Raw genomic sequence first — 17,268 nt, 5'->3', positions numbered from 1 at the left:
CCTCTCAGAACCCGAGCCGGCCGAGCTGCTTCGGGTCGCGCTGCCATTCCTTGGCGACCTTCACGTGCAGACCGAGGAACACGCGCGTGCCGAGCAACTCTTCGATGCCGACCCGGGCGCGTTTGCCGACATCAGCCAGTCGCGAGCCCTTGCGACCGATGATGATCGCCTTCTGGCTGTCGCGCTCGACGACGATCTGCGCGTGCACATCGGTGAGGTCCGTGCCCTCGCGCGGTGCGATGTCGTCGATGACGACGGCGATCGAGTGCGGCAGCTCGTCCCGCACGCCCTCCAGCGCCGCCTCGCGGATCATCTCGGCGATGCGATCTTCGACGGACTCGTCGGTGATGATCCCCTCCGGGTACAGTGCGGGCCCTTCGGGCATGAGCGCGAGCATCTCATCGGTGAGGACATCGAGCTGTTCGCGCGTGAGCGCGGACAGCGGAATGACTGCGGCCCAGTCCTCGCGCAGCGCGTCGACCTCCATGAGCCGCTCGGTGATCTGGTCGCGGCTGGCGGCATCGGTCTTGGTGACGATCGCGATCTTCTTCGCGCGCGCGTAACCATCCAGTGACGCGGCGATACGGCGATCGCCAGGGCCGACCTTCTCGGTCGCCGGAACGCAGAAGCCGATCACATCGACGTCGCCCAGCACCTGCTCGACGAGGTCATTGAGACGCTCACCGAGCAGCGTGCGCGGCTTGTGAATTCCGGGAGTATCGACGATCACGAGCTGGCCGGAGGGCCGGTTCAGGATGCCGCGTATCGCACGCCTGGTCGTCTGCGGCTTCTCACTGGTGATGGCGATCTTCTCACCGACCAGAGCATTGGTGAGCGTCGACTTGCCGACATTCGGCCGGCCGACGAACGTCACGAATCCGGAGCGTTCGATCTCAGTCATTCTCTGTCTCCTCTGCTGGTGCGGGCGCCCGCTCGACAAAAACCGTGGCGATGCCGCGGCCGCGGCCGCGCGATGCGCCGCCGGTGAGTACGAGCCCGTCGATGGTGGCGGTGACTCCGGGCTGTGGGATCTGGTCGACAGCCTTGCCAAGCAGTCCGCCGATGGAATCGACGTCCTCGTCCTCGAGTTCGATGCCGAACAGATCGCCGACGTCATCCAGTGACAGCCGAGCGCTGACACGGTATCGCCCCTCACCGAGGTCGACGACCTCGGCTGCGGCGTGATCGTACTCGTCGGAGATCTCTCCGACCAGCTCCTCGATGAGGTCCTCGAGCGTCACCAGACCCGAGATTCCGCCGTGCTCGTCGATGACGAGACAGACGTGCACCGCGTCGCGCTTCATCTGCTGAAGCAGAGTCTCCGCGCGCATCGACTCCGGGACGAAGGTGGCGGGTCGAGCGATCGGGCGAATGGATGCTGTGCGCCAGGCGAGCTCGTCGCGATAGGCGAACTGCACGAGATCCTTGAGGTAGAGCACGCCGACGACGTCGTCCGCGTCGTCATCGACGACCGGCATCCGCGATACGCCACGGTTCAGGAACAGGGACATGGCCTGATCTGTGGTGGCCTCAGCATCCACCGTCACCATCTCGGTGCGCGGCACCATCACGGCGCGCACGAACTGGTCGGTGAAATCGAAGACCGAGTGGATGAGGTCGCGATCGTCCTCTTCGATGAGGTCGTTGGATGCTGCCTCGTCGACCATGCTGAGCAGCTGGTCTTCGCTCGTGAAGGAGCTGCGACCGGCCCCGGGTGTGACCTTGTTTCCGATCACGACGAGAACCTGGGCGAGCGGGCCGAGGATGATGCGCAGACCGCGCACGATCGACGCGGTGCTGCGGATCATCGACTCCGAGCGCTGCCTGCCGAACGACCGGGGACTCGCCCCGACAAGCACGAACGTGATCCCGGTCATGAGAACCGCGGCGGCGAGCATCGCCCACCAGATGTTCTCGAACATGATCGTGAATGCGGCGGTGACGAGCACGGCTGCGGTCACTTCGACGAGCACGCGGATGAACGAGATCGCGTTGACGTGCGCATCGAGGTCATCGGCGATGCGCACGAGCGCCGTGGCCTTGCGGCCTTCTGATGCCATATCGGCGAGGTCGGCGCGGGACGTGACGCCGTAGGCGGCGTCGATCGCCGCCGTCAGACCACCGAATGCGACCAGGAGGACCGCGGCGATCAGCAGGAGAATCTCGGTCATCGGCTGCGTTCAGCGCGCGCGAAGCCCGTGATCAACTCCTTCTGCAACCCGAACATCTCACGCTCCTCGTCGGGTTCGGCATGATCGAAGCCGAGCAGGTGCAGCAGTCCGTGAGTGGTGAGCAGGATCAGCTCGTCCATTAGCGTGTGTCCGGCGCCCTGCGCCTGGGTCTCCGCGACCTGCGGGCACAGCACGATGTCGCCGAGGAGACCCGGGGCTGTCGGTCGATCCTCGGTGCCGGGACGCAGCTCATCCATCGGGAAGCTCAGCACATCGGTCGGCCCCGGCTCGTCCATCCACTGCACATGCAGGGCTTCCATGGCGCCCTCATCGACGAGAACGATCGCGACCTCGGCATCCGGGCTGACATGCAGCTGCGCGAGATTGAAGTCGGTGAGCCGCTGCAGCACCGTCTCGTCGACGTCGATGGCGGACTCGTTGTTGATCTCGATCATGATGAGTGTCCTCGTCTGGGCTGGCGATCGCGCGGACCGGGTCGCTGATTCGCGCGCTTGTCGGCGCGATTGGCGAATTCGCGTGCCTGCTCGCGCTCGTGACGTACGGCGGTGCGCTCCTCGTCGTACTCGCTGTAGGCGTCGACGATCCGACCGACCAGTGAATGACGCACGACGTCGTCACTGGTGAGTCGCGTGAAGTGGATGTCGTCGATGTCCTCGAGCACTCGCGTGACCAACCGCAGTCCCGATGCCCCCTGCGGGAGATCGACCTGCGTGATGTCGCCGGTGACAACCATTTTCGTACCGAAACCGAGGCGGGTGAGGAACATCTTCATCTGCTCAGGAGTCGTGTTCTGCGCCTCATCGAGCACGACGAAGGAGTCGTTCAGCGTGCGGCCGCGCATGTACGCGAGCGGTGCGACCTCGATGGTGCCCGCGGCCATCAGCCGGGGAACGGTCTCGGGGTCCATCATCTCGTTGAGCGCGTCATACAGAGGGCGCAGGTACGGATCGATCTTGTCCGTCAGCGTTCCGGGAAGAAAGCCCAGCCGCTCCCCCGCCTCGACAGCCGGCCTCGTCAGGATGATGCGGGTGACTTCCTTGCGCTGCAGGGCCTGCACGGCCTTGGCCATCGCAAGATAGGTCTTTCCGGTACCGGCAGGACCGATGCCGAACACGATCGTGTTCTCGTCGATCGCGTCGACGTACTCCTTCTGGCCGGCGGTCTTCGGACGGATCACCTTACCGCGCGTGGACAGGATCGCCTCTCCGAGCACCTCGCTCGGTCGCGGACCATCTTCGATTCTCAGCATCCGTGCCGATGTCTCGACATCGGAGGGGGCGAGGTCAGCACCGTTCCGGGTGATCGTGATCAGCTCGTCCACGAGCCTCGTGGCCTCGGCGACGAGGGATGGATCGCCAGTGAGCGTGATCTCATTGCCGCGGACGAGAACGTCGACGTCGGGATGCTGCTTCTCGAGCATGCGCAGGAGCCGGTCCTGAGGGCCGAGCAGCTGCACCATGGCGACGCCGTCCACCGAGATGCGTTCGGTCGTGGACGGTGTGTTCGTATCGTCAGAAGCCAACGAGCTTGTTCTCCTCGAGATTGCCGAGCACATGAGCGTGCACGTGGAAGACGGACTGCGCGACGCTGGGTCCGTTATTGAAGATCAGGCGGTACTCGCCGTTCGCGTGCTCATCGGCGATCTGCTTGGCGACGGCGACCATCTCGGCGAGCAGTCCCGGATCGCCCGCGGCGAGTTCGGTGACGTCGCGGTACTGCTCGGTCTTCGGGATGACGAGCATGTGCAGGGGCGCCTGCGGGTTGATGTCGCGGATCGCGAAGACGGTTGCGGTCTCGACCACGATCTCGCCGGGGATATCGCCAGTGCGGATGCGCGTGAAGATCGACGGTTCGGTCATGTGCCCATTCTACGGTGGGCCCACCCCCACGGGTTCTTGAGCGAGCAAAGCCGCCCCCTCCGTGGGACATCGAGCGACGATGGCTCCCCTCCTGCGGGCCGTTGAGCGGAGGATGGCTCCCCTCCTGCGGGTCGTTGAGCCGAGGATGGCTCCCCTGCCGCGGGTCGTTGAGCGAGCGGAGCGAGACGAAACGGGCTGAGCGAGCGCTAGCGAGTCGAAGCCGGCTCCGCCCCAAACGATGTCCGCCGCCCCGAGTACGGTGCACGCATGGCACACGCATATATGCTCCGCTGCTGCGACGGCACGCTGTACGTCGGCAGCACAATCAACCTCGACCAGCGTCTGGCGCAGCACGAGGCGGGGATGGGTGCGGAATACACGAAGCGCCGCCTGCCGGTGGAGCTGTTCTGGTGCGGCGAATTCGACCGCATCGATGATGCTTTCGCGTGGGAGAAGCGTCTCCAAGGATGGAGCCACAAGAAACGAGTCGCATTCGCCGAAGGCGGACTCGATGCGGTGATCGGATGGCAGGCACGGCAACGGAGAGCTCAGAGTAGTGAGGCTTCGACTCGCTAGCGCTCGCTCAGCCCGTTTCGTCTCGCTTCGCTCGCTCAACGGCCCGCAGGGTGGCAGACCATTCTTGGGGCGGCGCTCGGCTCAACGACCGGCGGGGGCAGTGCTACCAGCGGCCGAGGAGGACGGAGAGTACGGCGATCGCGGCGGGGCCGGCCGTCGAAGTGCGCAGCACCGTGTCTCCGAGGCGCACGCGCTCGGCACCGGCGGCCTCGAGCTTCTCGAGCTCTTCGGGGGTGATCCCACCCTCCGGCCCGACAATGAGCATGAGGTCCTGCCCCGCGGCCTGATCCACGGAGATCTCGGACAGCTTCACCGTCGCGGTCGGGTCGAGCACCAGCATCCGTGCACCATCCGCGGATGACACGCGCGCGAGAATCTGCGCCGTCGTCACCGGCTCGGTGACCGGCGGAACCCAGGCACGATGCGCCTGTTTCGCAGCCTCCCGCACGATCGTCGCCCAGCGTTCTCGCCCCTTGACGGCTTTGGCACCCTCCCAGCGCGAGATGCTGCGCGATGCCTGCCACGGAACGACCTCATCGACACCGAGCTCGCAGGCCGCCTGCACAGCGAGCTCGTCACGATCGCCCTTCGCCAGAGCCTGCACGAGCACCAGGCGCGCGTCCGGGACATCCGCCGCCGTGCGCGCTGTGATCATCACGTCCACGCGCGTCGCCGACACATCAGATACCGTACCCTCGAGCCACACGCCACGGCCGTCACCGATGGTGACCGACTCTCCCACGCGCACACGCCGCACGACCGCAGCATGCTTGGCTTCGGCGCCCGACAGCGAAACCACGTCACCGATGCTGGCATCGGATGATCCTTCGACAAGAAAGTGCAGAGCCACGAGGTCTCCAATCAGCCAGTCATGAAAATCAGCCAGCGGCGAGAATCAGTCGGTGACGAGAATCAGTGTCGGAACCGGTCGCGGAGCTTCGAGAACAGCCCCTGCTGGAACTGCGCGAGCTGCGGCTCCGGCGCCTTCTGCTTCTTGGCGAAGTCCTCGATGAGCGCCCGCTGTGCGGAATCGAGCTTCGTCGGCGTCACGACCTGTACGCCGACGCGCAGGTCTCCGCGCTGGTTGCCGCGCAGCGGAGTGATGCCGCGTCCCTTGATCGTCAGGACATCACCGGACTGCACGCCCGGCCGGATCTCGAGATCGACCGTGCCATCGAGTCCGTCGATAGAGGTTTCGGTGCCGAGGATCGCATCTCCCATCGACACTTCGAGCGTCGCGAGCAGGTCGTCGCCGTCGCGGCTGAACGCGGCGTGCGGTGAGACCGTCACCTCCACGTACAGGTCACCGTTGGGGCCGCCGGCCTGGCCGACTTCGCCGGAACCGGGCAGCTGCAGACGCAGCCCGGTCTCGACACCTGCCGGAATATCCAACGAGACGGTACGGCGCGAGCGCACGCGTCCCTGGCCGCTGCACGTCACGCACGGGTGCGGAATGACAGTGCCGTACCCCTGGCAGCTGCCGCACGGCTGAGACGTCACGACGTTCCCGAGGAGGCTGCGCACCTGACGCTGCACGTGACCTGTGCCATGGCAGATGTCGCACGTCACCGGTTGGGTGCCCGGCTGCGTGCACGATCCCTGACAGGTCTCGCACAGCACGGCGGTGTCGACCTCGATATCACGATGCGCGCCGAAGACGACATCACCGAGATCGAGCGTGACCCGCACGAGCGCATCCTGACCACGTTCCTTGCGTGACCGAGGACGACCGCCGCGGCCGCCGCCGCCCTGGGCAGCTCCGAAGAACGTCTCGAAGATGTCGCCGAAGCCACCGAATCCGCCGAAGTCACCACCGGCAGCACCGTCTCCGCCGCCCATGTCGTATCGGCGGCGGGAGTCGTCATCGCTGAGCACGTCGTAAGCGTGGGTTACGAGTTTGAACCGCTCGGCTGCGTCCTCCCCCGGGTTCACATCGGGGTGGAGCTGACGTGCAAGCTTCCGGTACGCCTTCTTGATCTCGTCCGTGGATGCGTCCTGCGACACTCCGAGGACCTCATAGTGGTCCGCCACAATCACCTTCCTGCATGTGCGTGCTGTTCTCGCGAACCGCTCAGCGGCTCGCTTCGTCTTCGTCGAGCAACCGCGAGAGGTAGCGGGCCACTGCCCGCGCCGCGGCGAGATTGCTCGGATAGTCCATTCGGGTCGGCCCCATCACGCCGACGCGTGCCAGGCCGCTGCGTGTCAGATAGTTGCTCGCGACGATCGAGGCCTCGGGAAGACCGAATGCCTCGTTCTCGGCACCGATGCTGGCGGCGAGCCCCTGTTCGTCGGTCACCATCTCGCTCATCAGACGCAGGAGCGTCACCTGCTCCTCGATCGCTTCGAGAAGAGGATGGATGCTGCCACGGAAATCCTGCTCGCGACGAGCGAGTGTCGCAGCTCCTGCCATTACGAGTCGTTCCTGTCGGAACTCCGCCAGTTCTTCACCGATGATTCCGGCCAGCAGCTTGATCGCTGTATCGATGCGCGTGACATCGGGACCCGCACGGAGTGCCTCGACCCGATCCGTTGCCTCGCGCACGGTCTGATCGGTGAGCAACGCGGACAGTTGCGCCCGCAGGACGGCGACATCGGCGTCCTCCAGGTCGACCGGCAACCCGGCGATGCGCTGCGACACACCACCAGCGTCGGTCACGAGAACGACCAGCAGGCGATTCGAGGCAAGTGCGACGAGCTCGATGTGCGTCAGATGAGCACGAGCGAACGACGGATACTGTGCGAGCGCGACCTGACCGGTCAACTGCGTCAGAACCCGCACCGTGCGCGCCATCAGGTCATCGAGATCGGCCGGGTCCGCGAGGAAGGACTCGATGGCACCACGCTGCGCGCCGGAGAGCGGACGCAGCTGTGCGAGATGGTTGACGAAGACGCGGTAGCCCTTGTCAGTCGGTACGCGACCGGACGACGTGTGCGGTGCGGCGATGAGTTCTTCATCCTCGAGAAGAGCCATATCGTTGCGGATCGTCGCGGCCGAGACACCGAAAGCATGCCGGTCGACGATCGATTTACTGCCGACTGGTTCGTGCGATTCGACGTAGTCCTGCACGATCGCCCGGAGCACCTGAAGTCCGCGTTCGCTGACCATCATGCACTCCTCTCTGCTGGCACTCGAATACTCAGAGTGCCAATTCTACCTGTTCTCGCATCCGAGGCGTCTGAGGCCGACGACCAATTCGACGCGAACCATAGAATGACGCGTGACAAGGTCGGCACGATGATGAGGACGACACCATGACGGATGCTGCGACGACGATCACCACGGGAAGCATCCGCGGCACGGCCGAGGACGGGATCCATCGCTTCCTCGGCATCCCCTACGCGGACAGCCCATTCGGTGACCTCCGCTTCCGCGAACCCCGACCGCCGAAAACGTGGGACGGCGTCCGCGACGCCACAGCTTTCGGCCCGACAGCACCCCAGCTCCCCTATTCCGGAGCCATCGGTGAACTGCTCGGCACGGTGCGGATCGACGGCGACGAGATCCTGACCGTGAACGTATGGACTCCGCAGGACGCCCGCGATGCCCCGGTCGTGCTGTGGATCCATGGCGGTGCACTCGAACGCGGCGCTGCCGCACTCTCCACCTATGACGGCACGGCATTCGCCCGCGCCGGAATCGTCTTCGTCTCCATCAACTATCGCCTCGGATCCGAAGGCTTTTCGGTCTTGGACGATGCCCCGCGCAATCTCGGCCTTCAGGATGCGGCCGCGGCGCTCGAATGGGTCCACAGAGAGATCGGCGCGTTCGGAGGGTCACCTGCACGCATCACCCTGATGGGCGAGTCCGCCGGCGGCAGTCTCGTCGCAGCTCTCCTCGCCCGTGACGACACGCGCGCATTCATCAGCCGGGCGATCATTCAGTCTGGCCCTCTGCAGGCGCAACCACCCGAGAAGGCGAGCCGCGTCACAGCGCAGCTGGCGAAGCGCCTGGGCGTGACACCGACGCGCGACTCGTTCACCGCGATCACTCCGGACGACCTGCTGCAGGCCAGGCGCGCACAGTCCGCCGGAGCATCTCCGTTGGGCGGTGCGCCCGGGTTCCAGCTCACGATCGACCCCGACAGTCTGCCGCGCTCCCCGCACGAGGTGCTTCCGACGATCGACACCCCGCTCCTCATCGGCACGAACACCGACGAGTACCGGCTGTGGTTTCCGCCGAAGGCGCTTGCCGCGATTCGACCGCTGAAGCTCTTCGTCGCGGGGCTGGTGCTGCGGATCCCGCGACGGGCGATCCGCGCGTACCGTGCCGAATGGTCGGATGCCTCGACGGGAGAGATCTTCGGTCAGCTCGCGACAGACGTCTTACTGCGCGCGCCAGCCACGCGAGTGGCCCGAGTGCGTCCCGACTCCACGTACGTGTACGAGTTCGCCTGGCAGAGCCCGGTGCGTGATCTGCGTGCCGCCCACGCGATGGAACTGGGCTTCGTCTTCGACCGGCCGGCGGACCCGGACTCTGTGCGGATGGCGGGCAGCGCACCGCCGCGCGCGCTCTGCGTCGAGATGAACCAGGCGTGGGCGCGGTTCATCACCACAGGAGACCCGGGATGGGAGCCGTTCGGTGTGGAGCGGCGGACGCGCCTGTTCGACACCGAAACGACGACGGTTCCGCAGCGCCGGACCGAGGGACTCGACCTGCTCCCCTAGTTCGAACGCCCTCAGTCGGTCAGTGCGCGCACGACCGCATCGGCCAGAAGACGCCCCTTGAGCGTCAGCCGGATCCTTCCGGCGATCGCGCTTCCAGGATCGACCAGACCATCGGCGATGAGCCCCGCGACACCGGAGCGATTGGCTGCGGGAAGGTCAGCGACCGCCATGCCGTCCGACAGACGCGTCTCCAGGAGAACCCGCTCAAGCATGTGCGACTCGCGATCGGGACGTTCGGTTCCCGCCGCCGGAGATTCGGATGCCGCGAGCCGCTGCCCGTACGCCGCGGGATGCTTCACATTCCACCAGCGAAGCCCCGCCACGTGACTGTGCGCACCAGGACCGAAGCCCCACCAGTCATTCCCGCGCCAGTAGGCCAGGTTATGACGGGAGCGTCGGTCGACGCTCCGCGCCCAGTTGCTCACCTCGTACCAGTCGAAACCGGCAGCGGCCAGACGCGCGTCGACGAGCTCGTACATGTCTGCCTGCAGGTCATCATCCGGCGCGGGAACCTCGCCACGGCGGATCTGCCGAGCAAGCTTCGTGCCGTCCTCGATGATCAGTGCGTACGCCGAGATGTGATCCGGCTGCAGCTCGATCGCAGCATCCAGCGAGGCCTCCCAGTCCGACAGCGTCTCACCGGGCGCACCGTAGATAAGGTCGACGCTGACGGCGAGCCCGGCATCCTGCGCTGCTTCCACCGCCGTACGGACGTTCTCGGGCTCGTGCGTGCGGTCAAGGGCGGCGAGCACATGCGGAACGGCCGATTGCATTCCGACCGACAGTCTCGTCACTCCGGCATCCACCAGCGTGCGCACCACGTCCGGCGTCACGGTGTCGGGGTTCGCCTCGACGGTCACCTCTGCGCCTTCGACGATGCCGAACGCGGAGACTGCGGCATCCAGCATTCGTGCCAGATCTCCCGCGGGCAGCAGAGTCGGCGTGCCACCACCGAAGAACACTGTGTCCATCGGCCGGAGAGCACCGGCATCGCCGAGCACCCGACGGGCGAGAGCGATCTCGCCGGCAAGCGTGTCGGCGTATTCGTCCTGGCGCGCACCGCGCAGCTCGCCGGAGGTGTACGTGTTGAAGTCGCAGTATCCGCACCGGACGCGGCAGAACGGCACGTGCAGATACGCCGAGAACGGCACGCTCGCATCGATGGGCAGGTCAGCCGGGAGACGTCCGTCGAGGGGCGCCGGATCTCCGATCGGCAGGGGCCCCGCCATCAGAGGGGCGTCGCATACAACGGCGAGATCGCGCGCAGGTAGCGGGCGAACAGCTCTCTGCGGCGCCGTTTGATGAGCCCGGGGATGAAGCGGTACAGCACGGAGGTGGGTGCGTCGAATGCGCGAACGGTGAACCAGACCTCGTCGGTGCCCTCGTGCCAGTCGATCTGGAACAGCTCTTCACCGCTGACGACCGAGCCGTCGACGGTGCCGAGCACGAGGCCGATGCACCGCGGCTCCTCGGTAACCGAGATCACCCGAAGCTCAGCATCTGCGCGCATGCCCGCGACGCGTCCGTGCAGCTTGAGAGTCATGCCCGGGCCTGCGAACGGCGTTCCCTCGGCATCGAAGCGCTGCTCGACTTCGCGCTTGCTCGGTGCAACCGGGTTGCCCTCGGCGTCAAAGCTCACGCCGGAGTATGCCGGACCGGGAGCCGGACGCACGTCTTCTATGCTGAGGCCAGCGGCACGCTGCGCCGTCCAGGAGAGCAGTGCATCACCGGCTGTCCGGAAGCGATCCTCGCCGCTGCCGAGCCGCCAGGTCTCCTCCGCGGGGATGCTCCGCTCCGGCGGATACTGCATCAGATCGGGGGCGTGGGTTGCACCCACGGCCGCATAGTCAACCGTGCCGTCTCGGAAAGTCCCGCGCCGCATGAGATCCAGACTACTTGCGTTACCTGAAGGAAGCCCGCCCGCCGCTGCTACTTCTTGTCCTTGCCGTCGACATCACCGGAGAGCGCGGCGATGAACGCTTCCTGAGGCACCTCGACACGCCCGACCATCTTCATGCGCTTCTTGCCCTCCTTCTGCTTCTCGAGCAGTTTGCGCTTACGGCTGATGTCACCGCCGTAGCACTTGGCGAGCACGTCCTTGCGCAGGGCCCTGATGGTCTCGCGGGCGATGATCCGCGCGCCGATGGCCGCCTGGATCGGAACCTCGAAGTTCTGACGAGGGATGAGTTTGCGCAGTCGCTCGGTCATGAGCGTGCCGTAGGCGTATGCCTTATCGCGATGCACGATCGCACTGAATGCGTCGACCTTGTCGCCCTGCAGCAGAACGTCGACCTTGACCAGGTCCGCGGTCTGCTGGCCGGCGGGTTCGTAGTCGAGGCTGGCATAGCCCTGCGTCTTGGATTTGAGGTGATCGAAGAAGTCGAACACGATCTCGCCGAGCGGCATCATGTAGCGCAGCTCGACGCGCTCTTCGCTGAAGTACTCCATGCCCAGAAGCGATCCACGACGCGACTGGCACAGCTCCATGACCGTTCCGACGTAGTCCTTGGGCAACAGGATCGCCGTCTTCACCATCGGCTCGGACACCGAGGCGACTCGACCATCGGGGTACTCGCTGGGGTTGGTGACGACGACGGTCTCGCCCGTGTCCGTGGTGACCTCGTAGATCACGCTCGGTGCTGTCGTGATGAGGTCGAGGCCGAACTCGCGGCTGAGCCGCTCGGTGATGATCTCGAGGTGCAGGAGTCCCAGGAATCCGCAGCGGAACCCGAATCCGAGCGCGACCGAGGTCTCCGGCTCGTACTGCAGCGAGGCGTCCGACAGTTTCAGCTTGTCGAGGGCATCGCGGAGCTCGGCGTAGTCGCTGCCATCGATCGGGTACACACCGGAGAACACCATCGGCTTCGGATCGGTGTATCCCGCCAGCGCAACTGTCGCCCCGTCCCTGCTTGTCGTGACGGTATCGCCCACCTTCGACTGGCGCACGTCCTTCACGCCGGTGATGAGGTACCCCACTTCGCCGACGCCGAGTCCCTTCGACGGCGTGGGCTCGGGGCTGGAGACGCCGATCTCAAGAAGCTCGTGGTTGGCGTGCGTCGACATCATCTGAATGCGCTCACGCGGTGACAGCGCACCGTCGATCATGCGCACGTACGTCACCACACCGCGGTAGGCGTCGTAGACGGAGTCGAAGATCATGGCGCGAGCAGGAGCGTCGGCATCCCCGACCGGAGCAGGAATGTCGGCAACGATGCGGTCGAGCAGCTCCTCGACGCCCTGGCCGGTCTTGCCGGAGACCCGCAGCACGTCCTCGGGCTTGCCGCCGATGAGATCGGCGAGCTCCTTCGCGAAGCGGTCGGGATCAGCCGCGGGCAGATCGATCTTGTTCAGCACGGGGATGATGTGCAGGTCGTTCTCAAGAGCGAGATACAGGTTCGCGAGCGTCTGGGCCTCGATGCCCTGCGCGGCGTCGACGAGCAGGATCGCACCCTCACAGGCCGCGAGGGAGCGCGAGACCTCATAGGTGAAGTCGACGTGACCGGGTGTGTCGATCATGTTCAGCGCGAAGGTCTGGTCGGCATCGGCCCACGGCATCCGCACCGCCTGGCTCTTGATCGTGATTCCGCGCTCGCGCTCGATATCCATCCGGTCGAGGTACTGCGCGCGCATGTCGCGATCCGAGACAACGCCGGTGATCTGGAGCATCCGGTCGGCCAGCGTCGACTTGCCGTGATCGATGTGAGCGATGATGCAGAAGTTTCGGATCTGCGAAGGCGGCGTCGCGGCAGGCGAGAGCAAAGTGAGAGCGCGTGGTGACATGTCTCCAGCAGTCTACGGTGAGGTGCGCCTAATGCTCGATTCACGAAAACCGGTGATAGTCTCGCGAAGTTGCCCTGCACGCATCGGCGAAACCGAGTGTCAGGTGCAACCCGACTCCGTGCCAGACGCTGGTGGACGACAGTCGCACAAATGAGCCCGAAGTGTTTGAATACATTCCGACTCAGCGTTGCGTCGGCAGATCCCGAGCGCGCCTGCAAAGAGAAAGACAACACCTTGATCAAGTATCTCCTGCGCCGTACCCTCGGCTGGCTGATGATGATCGTGATCGCAACCAACATCACGTTCTTCCTGGCCTGGGGCTTCCTCAACCCGAGGAACAATTTTGTCGGACGGCGTCCTCCGCTCAGTGAAGAGCAGATCGTCAACCTCCTCGAACCGCGAAACCTCAGCGACACGGTTCCGATCTGGGAACGGTGGTGGAACTGGTTCAGTTCGATCCTGTTCCGCTGGGACTGGGGCGTGAGCCCGACCGGCGGCTCGGTCAACGAGCAGATCGGCTACCGCATGTGGGTCAGCGCCGAGCTCGTGCTCGGTGCCACGATCATCATGACGGTGCTCGGAATCGCGCTGGGTGTCTACACGGCATCGCGGCAGTACAAGCTCGCCGACCGTATCGGGCAAGCGACCTCGATCATCACGATGAACATCAACATCATCGTGGCTGCCCTCGGTATCGTCCTGCTCGCGATCGGCCTGAACAACCTCGTCGGCGTTCGCATCTTCTACGTGACGGGGTCATCCAGCAAGGGTGTCGAAGGCTTCTTCCCCTTCCTGATAGATAAATTGCAGCACGTGACGCTGCCCACGATCGCGCTGGTACTCATCGGCTACGCGGGCACGCACTTCCTGCAGCGTTCACTGCTGCTGGACAACATCAACGCCGACTATGTGCGCACCGCACGCGCCAAGGGCCTCACGAAGCAGCAGGCCATCCGCAAGCACGCGCTTCGCACCTCGCTCATCCCGGTCGCAACGCAGGTCGCCTTCAGCATCCCCGGTGTGTTCACCGGCGCGATCCTGACGGAGATCATCTTCGCCTGGAACGGTATGGGCAAGTACTTCCTAGAGACCATCAACAAGAGCGACATCAACGGCGTCGTCGCCACCGCGGCGTTCGCCGGACTCCTCACCGCGATCGGAGCCATCCTCTCCGATGTCGCGGTGGTCGTTCTCGACCCGAGAGTGCGGGTGAGCTGACCATGAGCGAAATGATCGATCCGACCGTGGAAGCTCCCGCTGGCCCCGTGCTCGCTGAAACATCCGGCGGCAAGCCGATGTCGAAGTGGACGCTCTACTCGCGCCGCTTCATGCGCAACAAGCCGGCTGTCGCAGGCATCATCATCTTCATCCTGCTCGTGCTGTTCGCGATCATCGGCCCGCTCATCGCCCGATACGACCACATCGAGCTCGACTTCCTGCACCTCGGAACGGGTCCGTCGGCCGAGCACTGGTTCGGAACCACGATGGCCGGAAACGACACCTTCGCTCAGGTCGCCCTGGGTACCCAGCGGTCACTGATGATCGCGGTCACGGTGTCTGTGGGCGTCACGATCCTCTCCGCCATCATCGGCACCGCCGCCGCCTATTTCGGCGGCTGGACCGAGCGGGTCACCCTGGCCGTCATTCACTTCATGATGGTGATCCCGAGCTTCCTCATCCTGTCGCTGATGTCGAACCGCGCCGGTGGAAACTGGCTCGTCATCTCGCTGATCATGGTCTTCATCGTGGGCTGGTTCTTCCCCGCCCGCGTCGTCTGGACCACAGCCCTCTCGCTGCGCGAGCGCGAGTACGTGCACGCCGCGCGCTACATGGGCGTCTCCGGGATGCGAATCGTGCTGCGTCACCTGCTGCCGAACATCGGCTCGCTCCTGGTGATCAACTTCACCCTCGGCATCGTCAGTGCCGTCATGGCGGAGACGGGTCTGTCGTTCATCGGATTCGGTGTGAAGATTCCAGATGTCTCGCTCGGATCCCTCATCGGTTCCGGTGCCAACGTCATCACCAGCTCCCCGTGGCTGTTCTATTTCCCCGCGGCGGCCCTGACGCTGCTCACCGTCTCGATGGCTCTCGTCTCCGACGGTCTGCGCGACGCCCTCGATCCCACTTCAGCGGCAGGAGGTCGCGCATGAGCGCCATCATCTCGGTGCGCGACCTCACGGTCAGCTTCGCATCAGAGGCCGGACGAGTGGATGCCGTCCGCGGCGTCTCCTTCGATCTCGAAGCCGGCAAGACCCTCGGCATCGTCGGCGAGTCCGGGTCGGGCAAGTCGGTCACATCACTCGCGATCATGGGCCTGCTCGATGAGAACGCCAAGGTCTCGGGCTCGATCATCTACGACGGCCAGGAGCTGCTCGGCAAGTCCGACAAGCAGATGTCCGTCATCCGTGGCAACGGGCTCGCGATGATCTTCCAGGATCCGCTCACGTCGCTCACGCCCGTGTTCACGATCGGCGACCAGCTGATCGAGGCTCTCACGGTGCACCGCGGGCTCTCCAAGAAGCAGGCATGGGACCGTTCGGTCGAACTGCTGCGTCTGGTCGGCATCCCCGAGCCGGAGAAGCGCATGAAGGGCTTCCCGCACGAGTTCTCCGGTGGCATGCGCCAGCGCGTCGTGATCGCCATCGCGATGGCGAACAACCCCAAGCTCATCATCGCCGACGAGCCGACCACGGCACTCGACGTGACGATCCAGGCCCAGATCCTCGACCTGATCGAGAAGGCCCAGGACGAGACGGGCGCGGCCACGATCATGATCACGCACGATATGGGTGTGGTCGCACGAATGGCCGACGACGTGATGGTGATGTATGCCGGCAAGCCCATCGAGCACGCGCCCGTGGGCGAACTGTTCCATCACACCCGGATGCCGTACTCGATCGGGCTCCTCGGAGCGATCCCACGCGTCGACAAGCACGACAAGGAGCCCCTGATCCCGATCAAGGGCAACCCTCCCCTGCTCATCAACCTGCCCGACGCATGTCCCTTCGCCGATCGATGCCCGATCGTCGTGGACGCCTGTCGGACCCGTGAGCCCGATCTGGTCGACGTATCGACCGGAACCGGCTCATCGCACCAGGTCGCGTGCATCCGTGCCAACGAGATCGAAGACGGCGGCCTGCTCGGCGGGCTTCCGGTGTACCCGGTCCACGAGGTCCCGGAAAGCGATCTGACCCGCACACCGCGCGAGGAGCGTCCGGTCACTCTCGACGTGCGCAACATGAACAAGACCTTCTCCCTCATGAAGGGCGCTTTCCTCAAGCGCAAGGTCGGCGAGGTGCGAGCGGTCAAGAACGTCACCTTCGACGTGCGCGAGGGTGAGACGATGGCGATCGTCGGCGAGTCCGGGTCGGGCAAGACGACGACGCTGCTGCAGATCATGGATCTGGTCAAGCAGAACGACGGCGACATCATCATCAACGGCACCAGCGTCAACGACATCACCAGCCGCAAGATCGAACGCCAGGTGCGGCGCGACATCCAGATCGTCTTCCAGGACCCGATGGGGGCACTCGACCCGCGCATGACCGTCAACGACGTCATCGCCGAGCCTCTGCGTGCGATCGGCACCCCGAAGGACGAAGTGCACCGGCGCGTCAAGGAGCTGATGGACCTCGTCGGCCTGAACCCCGCGCACATCGACCGGTTCCCCGGGGCGTTCTCGGGCGGTCAGCGCCAGCGCATCGGCATCGCCCGCGCGCTCTCGACCAATCCGAAGATCATCGTGCTCGATGAGCCGGTCTCGGCGCTGGACGTGTCGATCCAGGCTGGCGTCATCAACCTGCTCGATGAGCTGAAGGTGAAACTCGGCCTGTCGTATCTCTTCGTCGCACACGATCTCTCCGTGATCCGGCACATCGCCGACCGCGTGGCGGTCATGTATCTCGGCGATTTCGTCGAGCACGGCGATGTCGAGGACATCTTCGAGAATCCTCAGCATCCGTATACGAAGGCTCTGCTGTCCGCGATCCCGGTGCCGGACCCCGATATCGAGCGCACCCGTGAGCGGCTCATTTTCAACCCCGAAACGATGCAGGCCGAGCCCGTCGTTCGCTAATTCCGTCATCGGTCGGTGGCACTCGGTCACCGTCCGATAACAGTTAGGCGCGATTCACTGTTCTCGGGGCGAATTCGGCCACCGTGCGAACTATTCTCGCCTTATGACACGCCGAAAGGCG

At 65.0% G+C, this 17,268-nt stretch carries 16 protein-coding genes; 5 read left to right on the top strand and 11 right to left on the bottom strand.

The genetic code is table 11. From position 1 onward, the window contains the following. Positions 1-4: 4 nt before the first annotated feature. The 5 genes from era to ACTIAO_RS06590 are packed head-to-tail and all read right to left on the bottom strand — an operon-like array spanning position 5 to position 4,051. On the bottom strand, positions 5-901 hold the full coding sequence (gene era, locus ACTIAO_RS06610; protein ID WP_441905486.1) for a GTPase Era: 897 nt from the start codon (positions 899-901) through the stop codon (positions 5-7). Beyond that, positions 894-2,171 (bottom strand): hemolysin family protein, encoded by a 1,278-nt coding sequence (locus ACTIAO_RS06605; RefSeq protein WP_441905485.1) that lies wholly within the window; start codon positions 2,169-2,171, stop codon positions 894-896. The genes era and ACTIAO_RS06605 overlap by 8 nt, the downstream gene beginning before the upstream one ends. Next, positions 2,168-2,629, bottom strand: coding sequence for an rRNA maturation RNase YbeY (gene ybeY / locus ACTIAO_RS06600; RefSeq protein ID WP_441905501.1), 462 nt, complete (start codon positions 2,627-2,629; stop codon positions 2,168-2,170). The genes ACTIAO_RS06605 and ybeY overlap by 4 nt, the downstream gene beginning before the upstream one ends. Then, the gene (locus tag ACTIAO_RS06595) at positions 2,623-3,651 is read right to left on the bottom strand and encodes a PhoH family protein (RefSeq protein ID WP_441905500.1); all 1,029 of its coding nucleotides are present in this window, start codon (positions 3,649-3,651) and stop codon (positions 2,623-2,625) included. Before ACTIAO_RS06595 ends, ybeY begins: the two co-directional genes overlap by 7 nt. Before the next feature lie 52 nt (positions 3,652-3,703). Beyond that, positions 3,704-4,051, bottom strand: coding sequence for an HIT domain-containing protein (locus ACTIAO_RS06590; protein WP_441905484.1), 348 nt, complete (start codon positions 4,049-4,051; stop codon positions 3,704-3,706). Positions 4,052-4,318: 267 nt separating this feature from the next. On the opposite strand from ACTIAO_RS06590, the gene ACTIAO_RS06585 reads away from it, so the two are divergent. Beyond that, a complete protein-coding gene (locus ACTIAO_RS06585; RefSeq protein ID WP_441905483.1) occupies positions 4,319-4,627 on the top strand; it encodes a GIY-YIG nuclease family protein in 309 nt (102 codons plus the stop codon). Positions 4,628-4,730: 103 nt separating this feature from the next. Here the strand turns inward: ACTIAO_RS06585 and ACTIAO_RS06580 are convergent, their stop codons facing one another. From ACTIAO_RS06580 to hrcA, 3 genes are all read right to left on the bottom strand, one after another. Continuing rightward, the gene (locus ACTIAO_RS06580) at positions 4,731-5,477 is read right to left on the bottom strand and encodes a 16S rRNA (uracil(1498)-N(3))-methyltransferase (RefSeq protein ID WP_441905482.1); all 747 of its coding nucleotides are present in this window, start codon (positions 5,475-5,477) and stop codon (positions 4,731-4,733) included. A gap of 62 nt (positions 5,478-5,539) precedes the next feature. Continuing rightward, positions 5,540-6,658 carry a molecular chaperone DnaJ gene (dnaJ, locus tag ACTIAO_RS06575; protein ID WP_441905481.1) on the bottom strand — a complete coding sequence of 373 codons (1,119 nt, stop codon included), beginning with the start codon at positions 6,656-6,658 and terminating at the stop codon, positions 5,540-5,542. Between the two features lie 40 nt (positions 6,659-6,698). After that, a complete protein-coding gene (gene hrcA / locus ACTIAO_RS06570; protein WP_441905479.1) occupies positions 6,699-7,733 on the bottom strand; it encodes a heat-inducible transcriptional repressor HrcA in 1,035 nt (344 codons plus the stop codon). Positions 7,734-7,879: 146 nt separating this feature from the next. On the opposite strand from hrcA, the gene ACTIAO_RS06565 reads away from it, so the two are divergent. Further along, positions 7,880-9,292 carry a carboxylesterase/lipase family protein gene (locus ACTIAO_RS06565; protein WP_441905478.1) on the top strand — a complete coding sequence of 471 codons (1,413 nt, stop codon included), beginning with the start codon at positions 7,880-7,882 and terminating at the stop codon, positions 9,290-9,292. A gap of 11 nt (positions 9,293-9,303) precedes the next feature. Here ACTIAO_RS06565 and hemW read toward each other — a convergent pair whose 3' ends face one another. Genes hemW through lepA form a run of 3 tightly spaced genes read right to left on the bottom strand, consistent with a single transcriptional unit; the run spans position 9,304 to position 13,072 of the window. Then, entirely contained in the window at positions 9,304-10,521 is a 1,218-nt protein-coding gene (gene hemW, locus ACTIAO_RS06560; RefSeq protein WP_441905477.1) for a radical SAM family heme chaperone HemW, read from the bottom strand. Beyond that, a complete protein-coding gene (locus ACTIAO_RS06555) occupies positions 10,521-11,174 on the bottom strand; it encodes a DUF1990 family protein (RefSeq protein WP_441905476.1) in 654 nt (217 codons plus the stop codon). Before ACTIAO_RS06555 ends, hemW begins: the two co-directional genes overlap by 1 nt. A gap of 47 nt (positions 11,175-11,221) precedes the next feature. Continuing rightward, positions 11,222-13,072: a translation elongation factor 4 gene (gene lepA / locus ACTIAO_RS06550; protein WP_441905475.1), complete on the bottom strand. Its 1,851-nt coding sequence runs from the start codon at positions 13,070-13,072 to the stop codon at positions 11,222-11,224. A gap of 234 nt (positions 13,073-13,306) precedes the next feature. On the opposite strand from lepA, the gene ACTIAO_RS06545 reads away from it, so the two are divergent. Genes ACTIAO_RS06545 through ACTIAO_RS06535 form a run of 3 tightly spaced genes read left to right on the top strand, consistent with a single transcriptional unit; the run spans position 13,307 to position 17,147 of the window. Then, positions 13,307-14,290, top strand: coding sequence for an ABC transporter permease (locus ACTIAO_RS06545; protein WP_441905474.1), 984 nt, complete (start codon positions 13,307-13,309; stop codon positions 14,288-14,290). 11 nt (positions 14,291-14,301) lie between these two features. Continuing rightward, positions 14,302-15,222, top strand: a complete 921-nt coding sequence (locus tag ACTIAO_RS06540) for an ABC transporter permease (RefSeq protein ID WP_441905473.1) — start codon at positions 14,302-14,304, stop codon at positions 15,220-15,222. Further along, positions 15,219-17,147: an ABC transporter ATP-binding protein gene (locus ACTIAO_RS06535; protein ID WP_441905472.1), complete on the top strand. Its 1,929-nt coding sequence runs from the start codon at positions 15,219-15,221 to the stop codon at positions 17,145-17,147. Before ACTIAO_RS06540 ends, ACTIAO_RS06535 begins: the two co-directional genes overlap by 4 nt. The last annotated feature ends 121 nt before the right edge of the window (positions 17,148-17,268 follow it).

This window comes from Microbacterium sp. (assembly GCF_052099035.1).
GTDB lineage: Bacteria > Actinomycetota > Actinomycetes > Actinomycetales > Microbacteriaceae > Microbacterium.
This window is presented reverse-complemented; position numbering and strand designations above follow the sequence as displayed.

Excerpts from the sequence above, each read along its gene's own strand:
- ACTIAO_RS06540 (WP_441905473.1), top strand. The coding sequence starts at position 14,302 with ATGATCGATCCGACCGTGGAAGCTCCCGCTGGCCCCGTGCTCGCTGAA.
- ACTIAO_RS06535 (WP_441905472.1), top strand. The coding sequence starts at position 15,219 with ATGAGCGCCATCATCTCGGTGCGCGACCTCACGGTCAGCTTCGCATCA.
- lepA (WP_441905475.1), bottom strand. The coding sequence starts at position 13,072 with ATGTCACCACGCGCTCTCACTTTGCTCTCGCCTGCCGCGACGCCGCCT.
- ACTIAO_RS06585 (WP_441905483.1), top strand. The coding sequence starts at position 4,319 with ATGGCACACGCATATATGCTCCGCTGCTGCGACGGCACGCTGTACGTC.
- hemW (WP_441905477.1), bottom strand. The coding sequence starts at position 10,521 with ATGGCGGGGCCCCTGCCGATCGGAGATCCGGCGCCCCTCGACGGACGT.
- ACTIAO_RS06595 (WP_441905500.1), bottom strand. The coding sequence starts at position 3,651 with ATGGTGCAGCTGCTCGGCCCTCAGGACCGGCTCCTGCGCATGCTCGAG.
- ACTIAO_RS06555 (WP_441905476.1), bottom strand. The coding sequence starts at position 11,174 with ATGCGGCGCGGGACTTTCCGAGACGGCACGGTTGACTATGCGGCCGTG.
- ACTIAO_RS06590 (WP_441905484.1), bottom strand. The coding sequence starts at position 4,051 with ATGACCGAACCGTCGATCTTCACGCGCATCCGCACTGGCGATATCCCC.
- ACTIAO_RS06565 (WP_441905478.1), top strand. The coding sequence starts at position 7,880 with ATGACGGATGCTGCGACGACGATCACCACGGGAAGCATCCGCGGCACG.
- hrcA (WP_441905479.1), bottom strand. The coding sequence starts at position 7,733 with ATGGTCAGCGAACGCGGACTTCAGGTGCTCCGGGCGATCGTGCAGGAC.
- era (WP_441905486.1), bottom strand. The coding sequence starts at position 901 with ATGACTGAGATCGAACGCTCCGGATTCGTGACGTTCGTCGGCCGGCCG.
- ACTIAO_RS06605 (WP_441905485.1), bottom strand. The coding sequence starts at position 2,171 with ATGACCGAGATTCTCCTGCTGATCGCCGCGGTCCTCCTGGTCGCATTC.